Origin of the sequence: Caballeronia sp. ATUFL_F1_KS4A (assembly GCF_023630905.1) — a bacterium.
GTDB classification, from domain to species: domain Bacteria; phylum Pseudomonadota; class Gammaproteobacteria; order Burkholderiales; family Burkholderiaceae; genus Caballeronia; species Caballeronia zhejiangensis.
In genome coordinates this window covers 566,957-583,428 of record NZ_JALQEB010000001.1, presented here as the reverse complement: position 1 = coordinate 583,428, position 16,472 = coordinate 566,957, and the positions used below count along the sequence as shown (strand labels likewise).

Genomic DNA, 16,472 nt, shown 5'->3' with positions numbered 1-16,472 from the left:
CGCGCTATTCGAACGCCTTGTCGTTCGGTTCGGCGTAGAGCTTCTGCATCGCTTCGCTCATCGGAAAATCGAAGTTGATGTTCTTCGGCGGCACCGGCTTCATGAACCACTTGTCGTACATCGTCTTGATCTCGGGGCTTTTCATCACCTGACTCATGGCGTCGTCGACGAGCTTTTTGAACTCGGGATCGTCGCGACGCATCATGAAGCCGTACGCCTCCGACGACTGCGGCGTGCCGACGAGCACCCAGTCCGACGGCTTCGCCGTCAGCGAGCGCGTGCCGGCGAGCAGCACGTCGTCCATCATGTAGGCCACCGCGCGGCCGGTTTCGAGCGTCGCGCGCCCTTCGCCGTAATCCTTCGCGCTGATGATGCTCATGTTCATCTTCTTCTCTTCGTTCATCTTGCGAAGAATGCGCTCGGACGTCGTGCCCTGATTCGTCACGACGGTCTTGCCCGCGAGATCGGGAAAGTCCTTGATGCCGGAATCCTTTTTCGTCAGCAGACGCGTCGTCGCGACGAAGAACGTGTCCGAAAACGCAACCTGATTCTGCCGCGACGTGAGATTCGTCGTCACGCCGCATTCGAGATCGACCGTGCCGTTCTGCACGAGCGAAATCCGATTCTGCGATGTCACCGGAATGAAGCGCACGCGTAGATCCGGATGCTTCGTTTTCGCCTTGACCGCATCGATCACCTTGTTGCACAAGTCCTGCGAAAAGCCGATGACGTCGTTGTTCGCATCGACGTACGAAAACGGCACCGACGTCTCGCGATGCCCGATCGCGATGAGATTGGCGCTCTGGACCTTGGCAATCGTGGATTGGCCGTAGCTTGCGCCCGCAATCAGAGATAACGCGACAGTCGATGTGAGCAACGACGCAAATTTCATGACGTCCTCTTTGAGAGTGGAATGATACATATGTTGCCATCGACAAAATTAACACAACATATGTATTCACCCTAGGCCACATCGCACAGCGGCCTCTTGCGACTTTTACTTACAAATGTCACAGCACATGCGTCCACCGCCGTCGTCGCGCGGCGTTATAGCTGGCAGGCATCCGGCGGTTACGCGCCTTAAGACACAGCTAATTTTCCGGTGCGATGATGCTTTCAACGTCAAACGCATCCAAACGCATCCAACGCATTCGCGTCCCGGCGCGACAGACAGCACCGGCGTTAAGCGAACACCTTTTCGGGAGCACTGCCGTGAAGAAGAAATCGACGAACATGAAATCCGCCCGTCCCGCGATGTCGCCGCTTCTGCGCGCGCTGACCTACAGCCGCGCCGCCCGCGAACCGATGATCGACGCGATGCTGCTGCGCTGCTATGTGGCGCTCGACGCGTTTCATCGCGGACACGGATCGCAGCCGCTCTTCATGACGCTATGCCGTCACATGTTGGTCGCGGAAGAGTTGTGCCAGTTGGGCCACGCGGCGGAATGCGACCACGACATCACGCTTGCGCACGAAGCGCTCGTCGAACTGGACGCGCGTCATTCGGACGAAGGCGTCTGGACGCTCGATGCCGGTCAGCACGCACGTCTGTGCACGGCGCTCGCCGTTTTCGCGGCGCAACTGGAAGAAGCGACGCTCGAGCACATCGCGCAGGCGGAAGCGCGCATGGTCACGCAATCGCTCGTCGCGGCGAACATGCGTTCGGGTATCGGGCGTGTGGAAACGGTGTCGTCGGCCGACTGAAGATCGCTTCGCGGATCGGGACTTCCCCGCAGATGCTTATCAATTTGCGAATGTGTTTGCGAGCGTACATTCTTAGGAATGGCCATTTGCAATACTTTTTCCAGCGCACGGGGGGCAGCAGCAAAACGCGCTGAGAGACCGACAAACAGGATGGGCGGCACTCGATCAGGTCGTGGGTAAAAGCAAAGCGCAAGAATAAAAAAGCAAAGCGCGAGTTTTTGCCAACGGCGCGACGAGTCGCAGGCGAAAGAGGCCAGCGCCCCGACAAAGAAGCTCAAAAGCCGGCATTCGCCGGCTTTTTCTTTGATGCCGTTGGATCGGTCAGCGGACGGCCGCGAACACGGTGCGCGCGCACTCGCTGCACCAATGGCGCGACACCGCATCGGGAGTCGCATCCCAAACGTGACCGTACGCGCATCGCCAGCTCAAGGGCGTCACGGCATCGACATAGCGGTGCGAAAGCAGCGCGCCGCCGCGCGCTTGCGCGATGTCCTGCAGACGCTTCGTCTCCAATTCGCGCCGCTCGGTCGCGCAATTCATGCAGCGCACGTTCTGCGCGATGTCGAGCGTCTTGTCCCAGCGATGCCCGCGCCCGCAATCCCAGAGCACAAGCTGCTTTGCGCCGGCCTGGCGCGACGCCTGATCGCGATAGCGCGACGCTTCGTCCATCAGGCGAAGGCGCGTGTCGTATGTCACCGAATCACTCATCGTCGTCATGCCGGGAATCAGCGTTGACCGCCGCGGATCGCTTCGGAACGCGACGTCGTCACCACGGTGCCATCCGGACCGAAGTGCACGTTGAACATGGCGTCCTGATTCACGCCGTCTTCGAGCCAGTGCCAGCTCCAGACGCGCTCCTTCTTCAGCCGATACTCCGCGATTTCGGTCGGCTTGCCGAGCAGTCTGCGCACTTCGTCCATCGTCATGCCGAGGCGCACTTTCGCGAAGTTCTCGGCGGTCAGCACCTGCGTCACGGAAACGAAATGCCCGCGGGGGTCGAGATCGACCATGTAGGTGTTCGTGCCCGCCGGGCCGCGCGGATATTCGAGGCGCTTGCTTCCGTCGGTGAACGTGCGCTCCGTCTCGGGTTCGCCCATTTGGTCGCGGATCTGCGCCTCGGTCGTCACGCCGGGCTGCAGGTTCTTGAGCAGCAAGTTGTCCGGCTTCACTGCATTGAAAAATGCCTTGAGCTTGTTCAACGCTTCCTCGCTCTGCTGCTGCTCGCAGCCGGAAAGCAGCGACGTCAGCGACGCCGCGGTCAGCGCGGCGATCATGATCTTCTTCACCTTTCGGCTCCCTTCCCGCCCGGCCAGGAATCAGCCGCCGGCCGCGCCGAGCAACGGCATCGGATCGACCGCGGTGCCCGACTTTCTCACTTCGAAATGCAGCGCGGGCGTGCCGCCCGGGCCGGTGCCCATGTCGGCGATGGTCGCGCCCTGCTTGACGGAATCGCCTTCCTTCACGAGCAGCTTCTCGTTGTACGCGTAGGCGGTCAGATAATCGTTGCCGTGCTTGACGATGATCATGCGCCCGTAGGAACGCAAGCCGCTTCCCGCATACACGACCTTGCCCGACGCCGCTGCCTTGACTGGCTGCCCGACCTTGCCTTCGATGTCGATGCCCTTGTTGCCGCTCGCGCCGAACTTGCGCACGACGTCGCCGTGCGCGGGCCAGACGAAGGTGCCCTTGGATGCAGTCGCGGTGACTGCGGATTGATGTTCTTCGCTGGCCGCAGCGGCGGGCTTTTCCGCCGCTGGCTTCTGCGCCACAGATTTCTCCGGCGTCGGCAGAAGCGGCGGCTGCGCCATCTTCGATCCGGCGGTCGCCGAACTCACCGTCGTTGACGACGCACCCGGCGGCATCACGCGCAACACCTGGCCGACGTTCACCTGCCTGCTTTCCGGCAACGTGTTCCACTTGGCCAGATCAGCGGGCTTCTGCTTGAAGGTGCGCGAAATGCCGTAAAGCGTGTCGCCCGGCTTAACGCGATAAAAGCCCGGTTCGACGGGCGCGGGTGTCGTCGGCCCGAGCGGCACGACTGGCGCGGGCGTCACGATCGGCGACCCGCTCTGCACCACCGGCGGCGCGCTCAGCGCGGAACTTTCGACGATCGGCGCGGGCTCGCGCGGCGTCGATGAACATCCCGTCAATCCGGCAGCCAACCCCGCTGCGAGCGCCACGCCCGCGATCGCCCCGCGCGGGCCCGATCCGAAACCTTCCTTGTGCATCACCACCAGCTTTCTCATGCTTGTCGTCTTGAACTTTTTCAACCAATTCCGCCAGCATAAAACATTACAGATACAAATTCGCCTCAGTGACCTAAACGACACACTTCGCCCAAGCGCCGACCGAACCTTTTGGCAATCCAAATTTTTGACGTATTTTGCCCCGGCCATGTGTCATCTGTCGTCCGCGCTGTTTGCCGACGCTGCATCGACAATCCTTGACAGTTGACAATCCCCCGCCACGGTCATTTCCGCTACATTGCCCGCGCCCGATTGCAGGTCCCGCCTGCGTCCCGCATCTCTCAATTCGACTGGAGTCTCAACGCATGCAAATCATGCAACACGGAATCATCCTCAGCCTCATCATCGGCGGCGTGGCGGGCTGGCTCGCCGGCCTCATCATGAACGGCAGCGGCTTCGGCGTGATCGTCGACATTCTCGTCGGCATCGTCGGCGGCGTGATCGGCGGATGGCTCTTCAGCACGCTCGGCATCTCGTTCGGCGGCGGCATCCTCGGCACGCTGATCACCGCGGTGATCGGCGCGGTCGTGCTGCTTTTCGTGATCCGCCTGTTCCGGCGCCGTTAAGCGGTTTCGCGGCGTGAGCGAGGCCGGCATCCGACGGCCTCGCGCATCCCGCTTTTCCTCAAGCCTTCGAATTGCGACGGCTCATCTTCCATAGCGCGCCGATCGCCACCGGCACGATGGCCGCGCCGATCCCCACCAGCACGATCACGTTCAGATACTGCTTGATGAACGGAATGTTGCCGAAGAAATAGCCGAGCAACACGAGCAACAGCACCCAGATGAGCGCGCCCAGAATATTGAAGAGCTGGAAGCGCCCGTGACTCATCGACGACACGCCCGCGACGAACGGCGCGAACGTCCGCACCACCGGCACGAAACGCGCGATCACGATCGTCTTGCCGCCGTGCTTCTCGTAGAAGTTGTGGGTTTTCTGCAGCGCGGCGCGGTCCAGAAAGCGCTCGAGCACGGGAATGTTCGTATCGAAAACTTTCGGCCCGATGGCGCGGCCGATCCAGTAATTCACCGTGTTGCCGGTCACGGCCGCGATGAGCAGGAGCGCGATCAGCGCGAAGAGATCCATTTCGTGCGACGCGGCGAACGCGCCGCCGATGAACAGCAGCGAATCGCCCGGCAGGAACGGAAACACGACGAGCCCGGTTTCGCAGAACACGATCAGGAACAACACCGCGTACACCCAGGCGCCGTAATTCTGGATGAAGACACCGAGCGACTTGTCGATGTGAAGGATGAGTCCCAGGAATTGCAGCAACGTGTCCAAAAATCTTTCCTCAAAAAGTAAGCCGGCGCCGGAAAAGCGGCGCATCGGCAACAAATGCGGGAGTCGCGCCATGATACCGAAGTGGCGCGGCGCCGGGCTCGCTCACACGAATGTTCACCCGGAAGCGCGCGCAACCCGGGCGCCCGAAAGCCCCACAGGAAAGATCAGGCTCCGGCCGGGTCGCTAAATTGGCAGCGCCTTGTTATAGGCCGCGATTTTCCCAAAAAATTCCTCCAGCCACTCGAGCGTCGTGCTGCCGACCGGCTGCACGATGCCGATATGATCCACGCCGGCGATCGGAGGATGAACGTACCAGACGCCCTTCTTCGGCGGATGAGCGGGGTTGTCCCCGACGAACTCGTGCGCGTGCCCGATCGGGTACTGCGCCGACGGAACCGGGACGCAACCGTCATTGGGACGCCAGTTCAGGAATCCGCCCGCAAGATCCCTTTCATTGAGGCCGAGCGCCGCGCCGCCGCCGAGGAGCAACGGGTTCATGTTCGACATCGGAACACGCGTGTCGGCGAGGCCGGGCACCGTTCCGTCGGCGCAATACGACGCGTAATAAGTGTGCGGCGACGTCTTTACCCAGATGTTCTGCAGTCGGGCCGCGGCGAAGGAAAGATCGTAGATTGCGCTGTCAGTCGTCTTCCAGGCCTTGCTGAGCATGATCTTTTTGGCGTATTCGACCAGATCCTCGCCCTTCTCGCGGTGGATGCCCCACTGCTTCAAGTCGAAGTCGAAAAGCAGATCGCGGTTATCGGCGCCGCACAGGCTCGCCAGGCTCAATAGCAGGTCGGACATCGGCTCGCCGAGATCGTCTGCGACCGGGGTGCCGTTGTTGACGCCAGCGATGGACGTGATGCTATGTACCCATTGCTTGCCGCCCTTGAAGAGTTCGGAGGTGCCGGCTTCCCGCGAACTCGGCGCGAAGGCAATTTCATCCGGATCGCCATGTTCCAGCAATTGCACGAGAGTGCGGATGGTCGGGCCGCCCATGCTGTGCCCGATCAGATGAACCTTGTGTGCTTCGCTCCATTCGGGAAATACGCCGGGATACGAACGTCCATAACGTTCGTGGCCGTAACGCGCCGAATGTACCGCGCCGTAATCCACCACGCCGCCCTTCAAGAAATAATAAAGCTCGCAGGCCCGGTCCCAGTTGCTGGATAACGGTCCGACCGCAGCGGTGAAAGTCTGGTAACCCCTATTATTGAGATATTCCTGAATATCGCCTGTGCCGCCGAAATAGTGATAAATCTTGCTCGTCAGCGTTTCGCGACCCCAACCGCAAAACCCATGCACGAGCACATTCGGAAAGTTGTTTCCGCTTTTACCGTTTGCCGCCACACGACTTTTCTGAGTTTTTGCTTCCGCGTTCTTATGACTGGAATGCGCGCCTGCCTGCTGGCCTTTCGTCGGCGGCGCTTCGGTCACAGCATGATTTCCAGTCGGTTTCTTTTTTTCTGAAGCGATACGGGACATGAATTATCCTTTTTCTGAAGTTTCGAAAACATAACCCAATACATTTGGCCTCCGGCGGAATCCCGTGGCTGAATCGCTCCGCATTTGCGGATAACCGGCATGATCAAAATCGTCGCGGCCATACGAAAACTCTTAAACAATTAATGCCCGAAATGATTATTAGGCCGTGACGATTACCCGATTCAACGGTCGCGAACGCGGCATTCGGAACACAAACGAATTCATACTCAGCAGGAATCGCCGCCTCGATGGCAAACAAATTGGCGGTGCGAGCGAAATATTGCGTGAGTGAGATCGACGGATTGATTGCGCGCGGCCTGGCAGAACTCTCTTGCGGCGGCGTAATGCATTGTACGCGTGGACCCGAAAAAAACTCAGTAATGCAAATAAATTGCGGCGCAAGAAAGTCCCGCTCTGGCCCGCGCTCTTGGATACGTGCGCGCCCGGACCGATGCAGCCGGCCACCCGAAGCCCGAACGTTGCGAATCGTTATAATTTCGCCATGTCCGACCTAAACGAAACCTCCGCTGGCGCTTCGACAGCCGATGCCGGGCGCCGTCCGCGCGCCATCGCCCCGCTGCCCGATCAGCTCATCAGCCAGATTGCCGCTGGCGAAGTGGTGGAGCGGCCTGCGTCGGTCGTCAAGGAACTGCTGGAAAACGCACTCGACGCCGGCGCGACGACACTGCGCATCACGCTCGACGAAGGCGGCGTGAAACGCATCGTGATCGCCGACGACGGCTGCGGCATTCCGCCGAACGAGCTTCCGCTCGCGCTGATGCGCCACGCGACCAGCAAAATCCGCTCGCTCGCGGAACTCGAAGCCGTTGCGACGCTCGGGTTTCGCGGCGAGGCGATTGCGTCGATCGCGTCGATTGCGGAACTGTTCATCACGAGCCGCACCGAAAGCTGCCCGCACGCGACGCGCATCGACGCGCAAACCGGCGCCATCTCGCCCGCCGCGGGCACCGTCGGCACGACAATGGAAGTGCGCGAGCTGTATTTCAACACGCCCGCGCGCCGCAAATTCCTGAAGAGCGAGCAGACCGAGCTCGGGCATTGCCTCGACGTGATTCGCCGCACGGCGCTCGCACGGCCCGACGTCGCGATTTCAGTGATGCACAACGGCAAAGCCGTCGAGCACTGGAACGCGAGCGATCCGCAGACGCGCGTCGCGAAGATTCTCGGCGAGGTGTTCGAAACCGCGCATCTGCCGCTCGACGAACGCGCCGGGCCGGTTGCGGTCTACGGCTGCGCGGGTTTGCCGACCGCGAGCCGCGGGCGCGCCGATCAGCAATATTTCTTCGTGAACGGCCGCTTCGTGCGCGACAAGCTGCTCACGCACGCCGTGCGCGCCGCGTATGAAGATGTGCTGCACGGCAATCGCTATCCGGCGTACGTGCTGTTTCTCGATTTGCCGCCCGAATCCGTCGATGTGAACGTGCATCCGTCGAAGATCGAAGTGCGCTTTCGCGATTCGCGCTCGATTCATCAATACGTCTTTCACGCCGTGCAGCGCGCGCTGGCGCGGCATGCGGGCGCGTCGCCGGAAACGACGGCGGGCGGACACGCGGCGCAATTGCAGCCGACCGGCCCGGCTTCGTTCAGCGCAAAGCCTTTCGCCGGCACGCCGGATGCGCTCACGCTGAAAAGCGAGAACGGCACGAACTGGATGCGCCAGTCGCGCATGACGCAGGGCACGCTGCCCGTCGCGCAGCCGCTCGCGCTTTACGACGCGCTGTTCGGTCGCAAGGACATCGGCGCGGGTACGTCAGGCGCGACGACGACCATCGACACGCCGTATCCGTCGATGAACGAGCGCCCTCCCGCGCCGCTGATCGCCAGTGACAGTGCGGACAGTGCGCTCGATCACGCCGATGAACAGCCGCTCGGTTTCGCCGTCGGCCAGATTCACGGCATCTATGTTTTGGCGCAGAACGCGCGCGGCCTCGTGATCGTCGACATGCATGCCGCGCACGAGCGCATTCTTTACGAGCAATTCAAGCACGCGCTCGCCGATCGCGCGATCGCGGTGCAGCCCCTGCTGATTCCCGTGTCGATGACAGCGGAGCCGGTCGAGATCGGCATCGTCGAGGAAGAGCGCGCGACGCTCGATGCGCTCGGCTTCGATCTCGCGGTGTTGTCGCCGACGTCGATCGCGATCCGCGCCGTGCCCGCGTTGCTGAAGGACGCCGACCTGCAATCGCTCGCGCGCGCCGTGCTCGCCGATCTGCACGCCTATGGCGGCTCGCGCGTGCTCACCGAACGTCAGCACGAATTGCTCGGCACGCTCGCGTGTCATAACGCGGTGCGCGCGAATCGCCGGCTCACGCTCGACGAGATGAACGCGCTCCTGCGCCAGATGGAAGCGACCGAGCGCGCCGATCAGTGCAATCACGGCCGTCCGACGTGGTATCAGCTCACGCTCGCCGATCTCGACCGACTCTTCATGCGCGGACAATGAGCGCTTCCGCCTTGCCTGTTGCGTGTCTTCTCGGGCCGACGGCGTCGGGAAAGACCGCGGCCGCGCTCGCGTTCGCGGCGCTGCATCCGGTGGAAATCGTCAGCGTGGATTCGGCGCTCGTCTATCGCGAGATGGATATCGGCACGGCCAAGCCGAACGCCGAGGAGCGCGCGGCGGCGCCGCATCATCTGATCGATATCATCGATCCCGCCGAAACGTATTCCGCCGCGCAGTTTCGTGCGGATGCGCTGCGGCTCGTCGGCGAGATCGTCGCGCGCGGCAACGTGCCGTTGCTGGTCGGCGGGACGATGCTGTACTACAAGGCGCTGACACAAGGTCTGAACGATCTGCCGACCGCCGATGCCGACGTGCGCGCCGCCCTCGACGCCGACGCCGCCCGCGATGGCTGGCCCGCGCTGCATGCGCGGCTCGCGGCGGTCGATCCGCAAACCGCCGCGCGGCTTGCGCCGAACGACTCGCAGCGCATCCAGCGCGCGCTCGAAATCTTCATGCTGTCCGGCCAGCCGATGTCCGCGCTGCTCGCCGCGCCGCGCGTTCAGGATGCGGATGCGCCGTATCGCTTCGTGCCGGTCGCGCTGGAGCCGTCGGATCGCGCGGTGCTGCATGCGCGCATCGCCGCACGTTTCGATGCGATGCTCGCGCACGGCTTCATCGACGAAGTGCGCGCGTTGCGTGCGCGCGGCGATCTGGATCTTTCGATGCCGTCGATGCGCTGTGTCGGCTATCGGCAAGCGTGGGACTATCTCGACGGCACGACGGGTTACGACGAGATGCGCGACAAGGGCATTTTCGCGACGCGGCAGTTGTGCAAGCGGCAGTTGACGTGGCTGCGCGCGATGCCGGAGCGAGTCGTGGTGGATTGCTGCGCGGGGGACGCGACGGAGCGGGCGGTAGCAGCGATTAGGAAAACTTCGAAAGTCTGAAAAGTCATACTGAAATTTTGCACACGATCGTTCTATAAGCTCAGTATCAAAAGGCTTCGCTGAGCGGCGCCACTGCGCCACGGGCTTGCCAATGTCAGACAGTCACGGCCGCGGCCGAAAGCTTCCAAGGCAGGAAGGACACTTTAACGCTCCTGATGCCGCGGCTGTCGTTTCCGTCCGGCGATACAGCGTTGATGCCACCTGGCTCGAAGATGTACGTGCCGCGCTACGAGGCGCTTACGACGCTCCTTCGGGTCGATCTATCCGAAAAATACAGCGACCCACGCACGCTCGATCAATTGAGCGCGTGGTACAAGCGAGAAATCCAATCGTTTGGCGGCCATCGCTACATGTGGGTGCGGGGGACCTCTATCGGGCTGCTCACGGAGAGCGCGAACTGGATCGTCGAATACAACGGCGCGTTGTACAAGGGCGAGTTGCTTACACCCGGATTGCGCCCGCCTTACCTGCCCAACGGCGTTTCGCACGTCGATCCAAGACCGGCCTATAACAAGACAGCTATGGACTTCCTCCTCACGCAACTGGGGCCGAATCCGCAGCAAATTCGGTCGCCTTACGTGCGGCCGATGTAATCCCCAAACAAAAAACCCTCGCACTCCGCGAGGGTCTTTCTTATCAGCGCGACAACGGCACTATCAAACCACCACCGTCTGCGCCTCACCTTCCTTGCTCTCGCGCACGACGCCGATCTTCCACACCTGCTCGCCCGCGCCCGACAACAGGCCGGTTGCCGCATCGGCATCTTCCGCCGCAACGATCACCGCCATGCCGATACCGCAGTTGAACACGCGATGCATCTCCGCATCCGCGACGCCGCCGTGCTTCTGCAGCCACGCGAACAGCGGCGGCAGCGGCCACGCGCGATGATCCAGCTCCGCCGTCAGCCCATCGCGCAGCACGCGCGGAATATTCTCGACGAGACCGCCGCCCGTGATATGCGCCATGCCCTTCACCGTGACGCTTTGCATCGCCGACAAGAGCGGCTTCACGTAGATGCGCGTGGGCGCCATCAGCGCGTCGCCAAGCGTTCGGCCGTCGAAATCGGCGTTGAGATCCGGATTCGCGCGCTCGATGATCTTGCGCACCAGCGAATAACCGTTCGAGTGGATGCCGCTCGATGCCAGGCCCAGCACCACATCGCCCGGCTTGATCGTGCTGCCGTCGATGATCTTGCTCTTTTCCACCGCGCCGACCGCGAAGCCCGCGAGGTCGTATTCGCCGTCCGGATACATGCCCGGCATTTCCGCCGTCTCGCCGCCGATCAGCGCGCAGCCCGCCAGCTCGCAGCCCGTGGCGATGCCCTTCACGACGTCCGCCGCGGTGTCGACATCCAGCTTGCCGCACGCGAAGTAATCGAGGAAGAAGAGCGGCTCGGCGCCCTGCACGAGAATGTCGTTGACGCTCATCGCGACGAGATCCTGGCCGACCGTGTCATGCCGGTTCAGCGTGAACGCGAGGCGCAGCTTCGTGCCGACGCCGTCCGTGCCCGATACGAGCACCGGCTCCTTGTACTTCTTCGGCACCTCGAAGAGCGCGCCGAATCCGCCGATGCCGCCCAGCACGCCGTCGCGCAACGTTTTCTTGGCAAACGGCTTGATCCGGTCGACGAGCGCGTCGCCCGCGTCGATGTCCACGCCCGCGTCGCGATACGACAAACCTTGGGCGTCCGGTGCGGATTTCGGTTGATTCATGGAGGGAGGAGCAAGAAGGTCGGTAAAATGCGATTTTACCCGATGATGACCCGTCGACGGTCGGCCAGCCGGATTTTCCCGCGCACGCCAGAATCCGCGAAGGCGCTTTTTTCGAGATCGCAGACAATCTCAGAAGCGCCCGAGCCATTGGCGCGCAAGGCCGTCCGCCGCGGCTTTGCGCGTATACCCGCAGCTCATCCGGCAGTTTTCAAGATTCGCCCGACTCAAGGCCCGACGATACCGATCTCCCGTGCAACGCCAACTGACGCTCGATCTGGGCACGCCGCCGCCCGCCACCTTCGATAACTTTTTCGCCGCCGGCAATCACGAACTGATCGCGCGGCTGCGCGAACTCGAAGGCGCGCTCGCGGCCGGGCCGGTCGCCGACCGCACGTTCTACGTGTGGGGCGAGCCGGGCAGCGGCCGCAGCCACCTGCTGCAGGCGCTCACGCACGAGGCGAACGGCCATGCGCGCTATCTCGGCCCGCAGAGCGCGCTCAACGCATTCGGGTTCGATCCGCGCGTGACGCTTTACGCCGTCGACGATTGCGACCGCCTTTCCCCCGCGCAGCAGATCGCCCTTTTCAATCTCTTCAACGAAGTGCGCGCATATCCGGCGAGCGCGCTCGTGGCCACCGGCAACGACGCGCCGCTCGCGCTCACGGTCCGCGAAGACCTGCGCACGCGGCTCGGCTGGGGCCTCGTGTTCCATCTTCAGCCGCTTTCCGACGAAGCGAAGGCATCGGTGCTGAAGCACGCGGCGCGCGAACGCGGCATCGTGCTCGCCGACGACGTGCCCGCCTATCTGCTCACGCACTTTCGCCGCGACATGCCGAGCCTCATGGCCCTGCTCGACGAACTCGACCGCTTCTCCCTGGAACAAAAGCGCGCGGTGACGCGAGCGCTGCTGCGCACGATGCTCCAGCAAACCGGCCGGGCCGCGCCCCTCGTTCCCGTATCGGCGCCGGAAGAAACGCCCGCCGATCCGAACGGCCCCGAATCCGGCCCCGCCGCGCCGGACAACGATCCGACCCGCTTCAAGTAGAATGCGCTCCCATGAACCTTGCCCTCTTTGATCTCGATCACACGCTCATTCCCACCGACAGCGACCACGAATGGGGCCGCTTCATGGTGAAGCTCGGCATCGTCGAGGCGGAATCCTTCGCGCGTCAGAACGACGCCTTCTACGCCGATTACAAGGCGGGCGTGCTCGACATCAACGCGTATCTGCACGCGATGCTGGCCCCGCTCGCGAAATACTCGCGCGAACAGCTCACCGACTGGCACGCGCAATTCATGCGCGAAGTGATCAACCCGCGCATCGTGCCGGCCGCCGTCACGCTCGTGCGCGAGCATCAGGACGAAGGCGATCTCTGCTGCCTCGTCACCGCGACGAACGCGTTCATCACCGCGCCGATCGCCGAAGCCTTCGGCATCGAAACGCTGATCGCCTGCGAAGTCGAAACGGTCGACGATCATCCGCTCGGCGCGCTCACCGGCCGGCCGACGGGCACGCCGAGTTATCGCGAAGGCAAGATCGTGCGCGTCGAGCAATGGCTCGCGACGCTCGGCAAGACGCTCGACGACTTCAAGCACAGCTATTTCTACAGCGACTCGCACAACGACATCCCGCTGCTCGAGCGCGTCACGGATCCGGTCGCGACCAATCCCGACGACACCCTGCGCGCGCACGCGCAAGCCAAAGGCTGGCGCATCCTGAACCTGTTCGACACTCGTGATTAAAAAACTCATCCGCAAGCTGTTCGGGCAAGAAACCGCCTCTGCCGACGAAGGCCACGACATCCCCGCCGCTGCTTCCGAAGCCGCGCCGAAACCCGCTCGCAAGAGCACGCGCAAGAAAGCCGCCGCGCCCGTGAAGCGCGATCCGAACGTGCCGGTCATCCTGTCGTCGGAGATTCACGGCATCGATCCTTCGCTGATCTCGAAGAACGCGATACGCGTGACCGACGGCCTGCAGCAGGCCGGGCATCGCGCGTTCATCGTCGGCGGCGCGGTGCGCGACCTGCTGCTCGGCGTCGCGCCGAAAGACTTCGACGTCGCCACCGACGCCACGCCCGATCAGGTGCAGAAGCTCTTTCGCCGCGCGCGCATCATCGGCCGGCGCTTCCAGATCGTGCATGTGCAGTTCGGGCAGGAGATCATCGAGACATCGACGTTCCGCGCGCTCATGGACGCGCCGCCGGAGCCTTCCGCCGAACCGCCGCGACGCCTCAAGCGCGGCGAGCTCGATGCGCGCACGCACGCCGTCGATGCGAGCGGCCGCGTGCTGCGCGACAACGTCTGGGGCGAGCAGCACGAAGACGCCACGCGCCGCGACTTCACCATCAACGCGATGTACTACGATCCGGCCACGCAAACGGTGCTGGATTATCACGACGGCATGGCCGACATCCGCGCGCGCCTGTTGCGCATGATCGGTGATCCGGCCACGCGTTATCGCGAAGATCCGGTACGCATGCTGCGCGTCGTGCGTTTCGCGGCGAAGCTCGGCTTCGAGATCGATGAAGCCACGCGCGCGCCGATCAAGGATCTCGCCGACCTGATGAACAACGTGCCGGCCGCGCGTCTCTTCGACGAGATGCTGAAGCTGCTCTTGTCCGGCCATGCGCTCGCGTGTCTCACGCGGCTGCGTCAGGAAGGGCTGCATCACGGCGTGTTGCCTCTGCTCGATGTCGTGCTCGAACAGCCGCACGGCGAGAAGTTCGTCACGCTCGCGCTCACCAGCACCGACGAGCGCGTGCGCGCCGGCAAGGGCGTGTCGCCGGGCTTTCTCTTCGCGACGCTCCTGTGGCACGACGTGCAGACGCGCTGGCAGCAATACACCGCGAACGGCGACTATCCGGTGCCCGCATTGCATCGCGCGATGGACGATGTCCTCGATATGCAGACGGAGAAACTCGCGATCCACAAGCGCTACTCGTCCGACATGCGCGAGATCTGGGGTCTTCAGCATCGGCTGGAAAAACGCGGCCGCAGCGCGCTGAAGCTGCTGGAACACCAAAGATTCAGAGCGGGGTATGATTTCCTGCTGTTGCGTTGCGAATCGGGCGAGCTCGATGCGGCCATCGGCCAATGGTGGAGCGACTTCATCGACGGCGATCACGCCGAGCGCGAAGCACTCCTGTCGCAAGGCGGCAAGGATCGCAACGCACCGAAGAAGCGCCGGCGCCGCAGCAACGCGAAGCGTCGCTCGGGCGAACCCGGCGCGCAGGACGAGCAAGCCGCGCAGGCAGGCAATGACGACGCGGTATCGAGTGCGGCGAACAGGCGCGAAGCCGCCGACGACGAGTAACGCCGGATTTGGTTACAGTAGCGAAGAGCGAGCCTGTTCTCCCGCTTTCCGCTGTGACCCACGCGTAGGACTTCTGCCATGACGATTGCTTATCTGGGCCTGGGGGCGAATCTCGGCGATGCGCGCCAGACCCTGAAAGACGCAGTCGTGTGTCTCGCCCAGCAGCACACGATCACCGTGCTCGCGAAATCGAGCGTCTATCGCACCGCGCCGATCGATTCATCGGGCGACGATTACTTCAATTGCGTCGTCAAGCTCGAAACGAGCCTGCCCGCGCGATCGCTGCTGCGCCTGTGTCATCACATCGAGTTGCAGTTCGGGCGCGAGCGGCCGTATCGCAATGCGCCGCGCACGCTCGATCTCGACATCCTGCTGTACGGCGCATCGAGCATCGACGAAGCCGATCTCGTCGTGCCGCATCCGCGCATGACCGAGCGCGCCTTCGTGCTCGTGCCGCTCGTCGAGCTCGAGCCGGATCTCATCCTTCCTCAACGCGGTCGCGCCGATGCGTTCATCGACGGCGTCGCCGATCAGCGCATCGAGAAAGTCGCGACGTGTCAGTGCATGGTCGCGACGCAACCGCGCGGCTCCAACGCAACCGACACCCCTTCCACGAAGACAGACTGCCGATGAGCGTTCCGCCACTCACCGTCACCGCGCCTCAACTGCGGCCGCCGCATCGTTACATCGCGATCGAAGGGCCGATCGGCGTCGGCAAGACCACGCTCGCGACGCTGCTCGCCGAACGGTGGTCGATGCGCACGCTGTTCGAGCGCCCGCAGGACAATCCGTTTCTCGAGCGCTTCTATCGCGACACCACGCGGCACGCGCTCGCCACGCAGTTGAGCTTCGCGTTGCAGCGCGCATCGCAGACGCAGGAAGCCGCCGATATCGTCACGAGCGGCGCCGCGCTGATGACCGACTTTCTCACGCAGAAGAGCGAGCTCTTCGCGCGCCTCACCCTGCCCGACGACGAGTTCCAGCTCTACAAGGACATCGCCTCGCGCATTCATGCGAGCGCGCCCGCACCCGATCTCGTCGTCTATCTGCAGGCGAGTCCGGAAGTGCTTTTTTCGCGCATCCAGAAGCGCGCGCTGCCGATGGAGCTGCAAATTTCCGATTCGTATCTGCGCGCGCTCTGCGATGCTTATAACGACTTCTTCTATCACTACGACGCGACGCCGTTGCTCACGGTGAACGCGGAGCACCTGAACCCGCTCGCCTCGGATGACGACCTCGCGCTTCTGATCGAGCGCATCGGCGCCATGCGCGGGCGCAAGGAATTCTTTGTCAAAGGCGTATCGGTCTGAATTCGCAGCC

General features: G+C 63.0%; 17 protein-coding genes. 10 read left to right on the top strand and 7 right to left on the bottom strand.

The annotated features are described in order from the left end of the window. Positions 1 to 4 precede the first annotated feature (4 nt). Positions 5 to 892, bottom strand: coding sequence for a glutamate/aspartate ABC transporter substrate-binding protein (locus NCS03_RS02725; protein ID WP_008351374.1), 888 nt, complete (start codon positions 890 to 892; stop codon positions 5 to 7). A 320-nt stretch (positions 893 to 1,212) separates the two neighbouring features. Between NCS03_RS02725 and NCS03_RS02720 the strand changes: the two genes are divergently transcribed. After that, positions 1,213 to 1,704: a hypothetical protein gene (locus NCS03_RS02720; protein WP_008351375.1), complete on the top strand. Its 492-nt coding sequence runs from the start codon at positions 1,213 to 1,215 to the stop codon at positions 1,702 to 1,704. Between the two features lie 321 nt (positions 1,705 to 2,025). On the opposite strand, the gene NCS03_RS02715 is transcribed toward NCS03_RS02720, so the two are convergent. The 3 genes from NCS03_RS02715 to NCS03_RS02705 are packed head-to-tail and all read right to left on the bottom strand — an operon-like array spanning position 2,026 to position 3,950. Then, positions 2,026 to 2,421, bottom strand: coding sequence for a hypothetical protein (locus tag NCS03_RS02715; RefSeq protein ID WP_250528726.1), 396 nt, complete (start codon positions 2,419 to 2,421; stop codon positions 2,026 to 2,028). Positions 2,422 to 2,429: 8 nt separating this feature from the next. Then, positions 2,430 to 2,978 carry a lipoprotein gene (locus NCS03_RS02710; protein WP_033536569.1) on the bottom strand — a complete coding sequence of 183 codons (549 nt, stop codon included), beginning with the start codon at positions 2,976 to 2,978 and terminating at the stop codon, positions 2,430 to 2,432. A gap of 42 nt (positions 2,979 to 3,020) precedes the next feature. Then, a complete protein-coding gene (locus tag NCS03_RS02705) occupies positions 3,021 to 3,950 on the bottom strand; it encodes a peptidoglycan DD-metalloendopeptidase family protein (RefSeq protein ID WP_250456569.1) in 930 nt (309 codons plus the stop codon). A 314-nt stretch (positions 3,951 to 4,264) separates the two neighbouring features. On the opposite strand from NCS03_RS02705, the gene NCS03_RS02700 reads away from it, so the two are divergent. Beyond that, a complete protein-coding gene (locus NCS03_RS02700) occupies positions 4,265 to 4,516 on the top strand; it encodes a GlsB/YeaQ/YmgE family stress response membrane protein (RefSeq protein ID WP_008351379.1) in 252 nt (83 codons plus the stop codon). A gap of 58 nt (positions 4,517 to 4,574) precedes the next feature. Here the strand turns inward: NCS03_RS02700 and NCS03_RS02695 are convergent, their stop codons facing one another. Together NCS03_RS02695 and NCS03_RS02690 are read right to left on the bottom strand one after the other, a co-directional pair. Beyond that, the gene (locus tag NCS03_RS02695; protein ID WP_008351380.1) at positions 4,575 to 5,234 is read right to left on the bottom strand and encodes a DedA family protein; all 660 of its coding nucleotides are present in this window, start codon (positions 5,232 to 5,234) and stop codon (positions 4,575 to 4,577) included. 183 nt (positions 5,235 to 5,417) lie between these two features. Then, complete coding sequence (locus NCS03_RS02690) at positions 5,418 to 6,719, bottom strand: esterase/lipase family protein (protein WP_250528725.1); 1,302 nt, start codon at positions 6,717 to 6,719, stop codon at positions 5,418 to 5,420. Between the two features lie 502 nt (positions 6,720 to 7,221). Between NCS03_RS02690 and mutL the strand changes: the two genes are divergently transcribed. The 3 genes from mutL to NCS03_RS02675 all read left to right on the top strand — a co-directional run bounded on the left by mutL (position 7,222) and on the right by NCS03_RS02675 (position 10,720). Continuing rightward, positions 7,222 to 9,183: a DNA mismatch repair endonuclease MutL gene (mutL, locus tag NCS03_RS02685; RefSeq protein WP_250528724.1), complete on the top strand. Its 1,962-nt coding sequence runs from the start codon at positions 7,222 to 7,224 to the stop codon at positions 9,181 to 9,183. Continuing rightward, on the top strand, positions 9,180 to 10,127 hold the full coding sequence (gene miaA / locus NCS03_RS02680) for a tRNA (adenosine(37)-N6)-dimethylallyltransferase MiaA (RefSeq protein WP_244807702.1): 948 nt from the start codon (positions 9,180 to 9,182) through the stop codon (positions 10,125 to 10,127). The genes mutL and miaA overlap by 4 nt, the downstream gene beginning before the upstream one ends. Positions 10,128 to 10,282: 155 nt before the next feature. Continuing rightward, positions 10,283 to 10,720 (top strand): hypothetical protein, encoded by a 438-nt coding sequence (locus tag NCS03_RS02675; RefSeq protein ID WP_250528723.1) that lies wholly within the window; start codon positions 10,283 to 10,285, stop codon positions 10,718 to 10,720. A gap of 63 nt (positions 10,721 to 10,783) precedes the next feature. Here the strand turns inward: NCS03_RS02675 and purM are convergent, their stop codons facing one another. After that, a complete protein-coding gene (gene purM, locus NCS03_RS02670; protein ID WP_250528722.1) occupies positions 10,784 to 11,839 on the bottom strand; it encodes a phosphoribosylformylglycinamidine cyclo-ligase in 1,056 nt (351 codons plus the stop codon). Positions 11,840 to 12,089: 250 nt separating this feature from the next. On the opposite strand from purM, the gene hda reads away from it, so the two are divergent. The 5 genes from hda to NCS03_RS02645 all read left to right on the top strand — a co-directional run bounded on the left by hda (position 12,090) and on the right by NCS03_RS02645 (position 16,462). After that, positions 12,090 to 12,884 (top strand): DnaA regulatory inactivator Hda, encoded by a 795-nt coding sequence (gene hda / locus NCS03_RS02665; RefSeq protein ID WP_008351391.1) that lies wholly within the window; start codon positions 12,090 to 12,092, stop codon positions 12,882 to 12,884. Positions 12,885 to 12,895: 11 nt separating this feature from the next. Then, positions 12,896 to 13,582 carry a histidinol-phosphatase gene (locus NCS03_RS02660; RefSeq protein WP_008351393.1) on the top strand — a complete coding sequence of 229 codons (687 nt, stop codon included), beginning with the start codon at positions 12,896 to 12,898 and terminating at the stop codon, positions 13,580 to 13,582. Then, positions 13,575 to 15,152 (top strand): polynucleotide adenylyltransferase PcnB, encoded by a 1,578-nt coding sequence (gene pcnB, locus NCS03_RS02655; RefSeq protein ID WP_034470693.1) that lies wholly within the window; start codon positions 13,575 to 13,577, stop codon positions 15,150 to 15,152. Before NCS03_RS02660 ends, pcnB begins: the two co-directional genes overlap by 8 nt. A 78-nt stretch (positions 15,153 to 15,230) precedes the next feature. Next, positions 15,231 to 15,785, top strand: coding sequence for a 2-amino-4-hydroxy-6-hydroxymethyldihydropteridine diphosphokinase (gene folK, locus NCS03_RS02650; RefSeq protein ID WP_250528721.1), 555 nt, complete (start codon positions 15,231 to 15,233; stop codon positions 15,783 to 15,785). Then, entirely contained in the window at positions 15,782 to 16,462 is a 681-nt protein-coding gene (locus tag NCS03_RS02645; protein WP_008351398.1) for a deoxynucleoside kinase, read from the top strand. Before folK ends, NCS03_RS02645 begins: the two co-directional genes overlap by 4 nt. Positions 16,463 to 16,472: the final 10 nt, after the last annotated feature.

Bases quoted from the DNA above. Each gene is read 5' to 3' on its own strand.
- folK (WP_250528721.1), top strand. From the start codon at position 15,231: ATGACGATTGCTTATCTGGGCCTGGGGGCGAATCTCGGCGATGCGCGC.
- purM (WP_250528722.1), bottom strand. From the start codon at position 11,839: ATGAATCAACCGAAATCCGCACCGGACGCCCAAGGTTTGTCGTATCGC.
- NCS03_RS02645 (WP_008351398.1), top strand. From the start codon at position 15,782: ATGAGCGTTCCGCCACTCACCGTCACCGCGCCTCAACTGCGGCCGCCG.
- NCS03_RS02675 (WP_250528723.1), top strand. From the start codon at position 10,283: ATGCCGCGGCTGTCGTTTCCGTCCGGCGATACAGCGTTGATGCCACCT.
- NCS03_RS02705 (WP_250456569.1), bottom strand. From the start codon at position 3,950: ATGAGAAAGCTGGTGGTGATGCACAAGGAAGGTTTCGGATCGGGCCCG.
- NCS03_RS02700 (WP_008351379.1), top strand. From the start codon at position 4,265: ATGCAACACGGAATCATCCTCAGCCTCATCATCGGCGGCGTGGCGGGC.
- NCS03_RS02725 (WP_008351374.1), bottom strand. From the start codon at position 892: ATGAAATTTGCGTCGTTGCTCACATCGACTGTCGCGTTATCTCTGATT.
- miaA (WP_244807702.1), top strand. From the start codon at position 9,180: ATGAGCGCTTCCGCCTTGCCTGTTGCGTGTCTTCTCGGGCCGACGGCG.
- NCS03_RS02660 (WP_008351393.1), top strand. From the start codon at position 12,896: ATGAACCTTGCCCTCTTTGATCTCGATCACACGCTCATTCCCACCGAC.
- mutL (WP_250528724.1), top strand. From the start codon at position 7,222: ATGTCCGACCTAAACGAAACCTCCGCTGGCGCTTCGACAGCCGATGCC.
- NCS03_RS02710 (WP_033536569.1), bottom strand. From the start codon at position 2,978: ATGATCGCCGCGCTGACCGCGGCGTCGCTGACGTCGCTGCTTTCCGGC.
- NCS03_RS02715 (WP_250528726.1), bottom strand. From the start codon at position 2,421: ATGACGACGATGAGTGATTCGGTGACATACGACACGCGCCTTCGCCTG.
- NCS03_RS02690 (WP_250528725.1), bottom strand. From the start codon at position 6,719: ATGTCCCGTATCGCTTCAGAAAAAAAGAAACCGACTGGAAATCATGCT.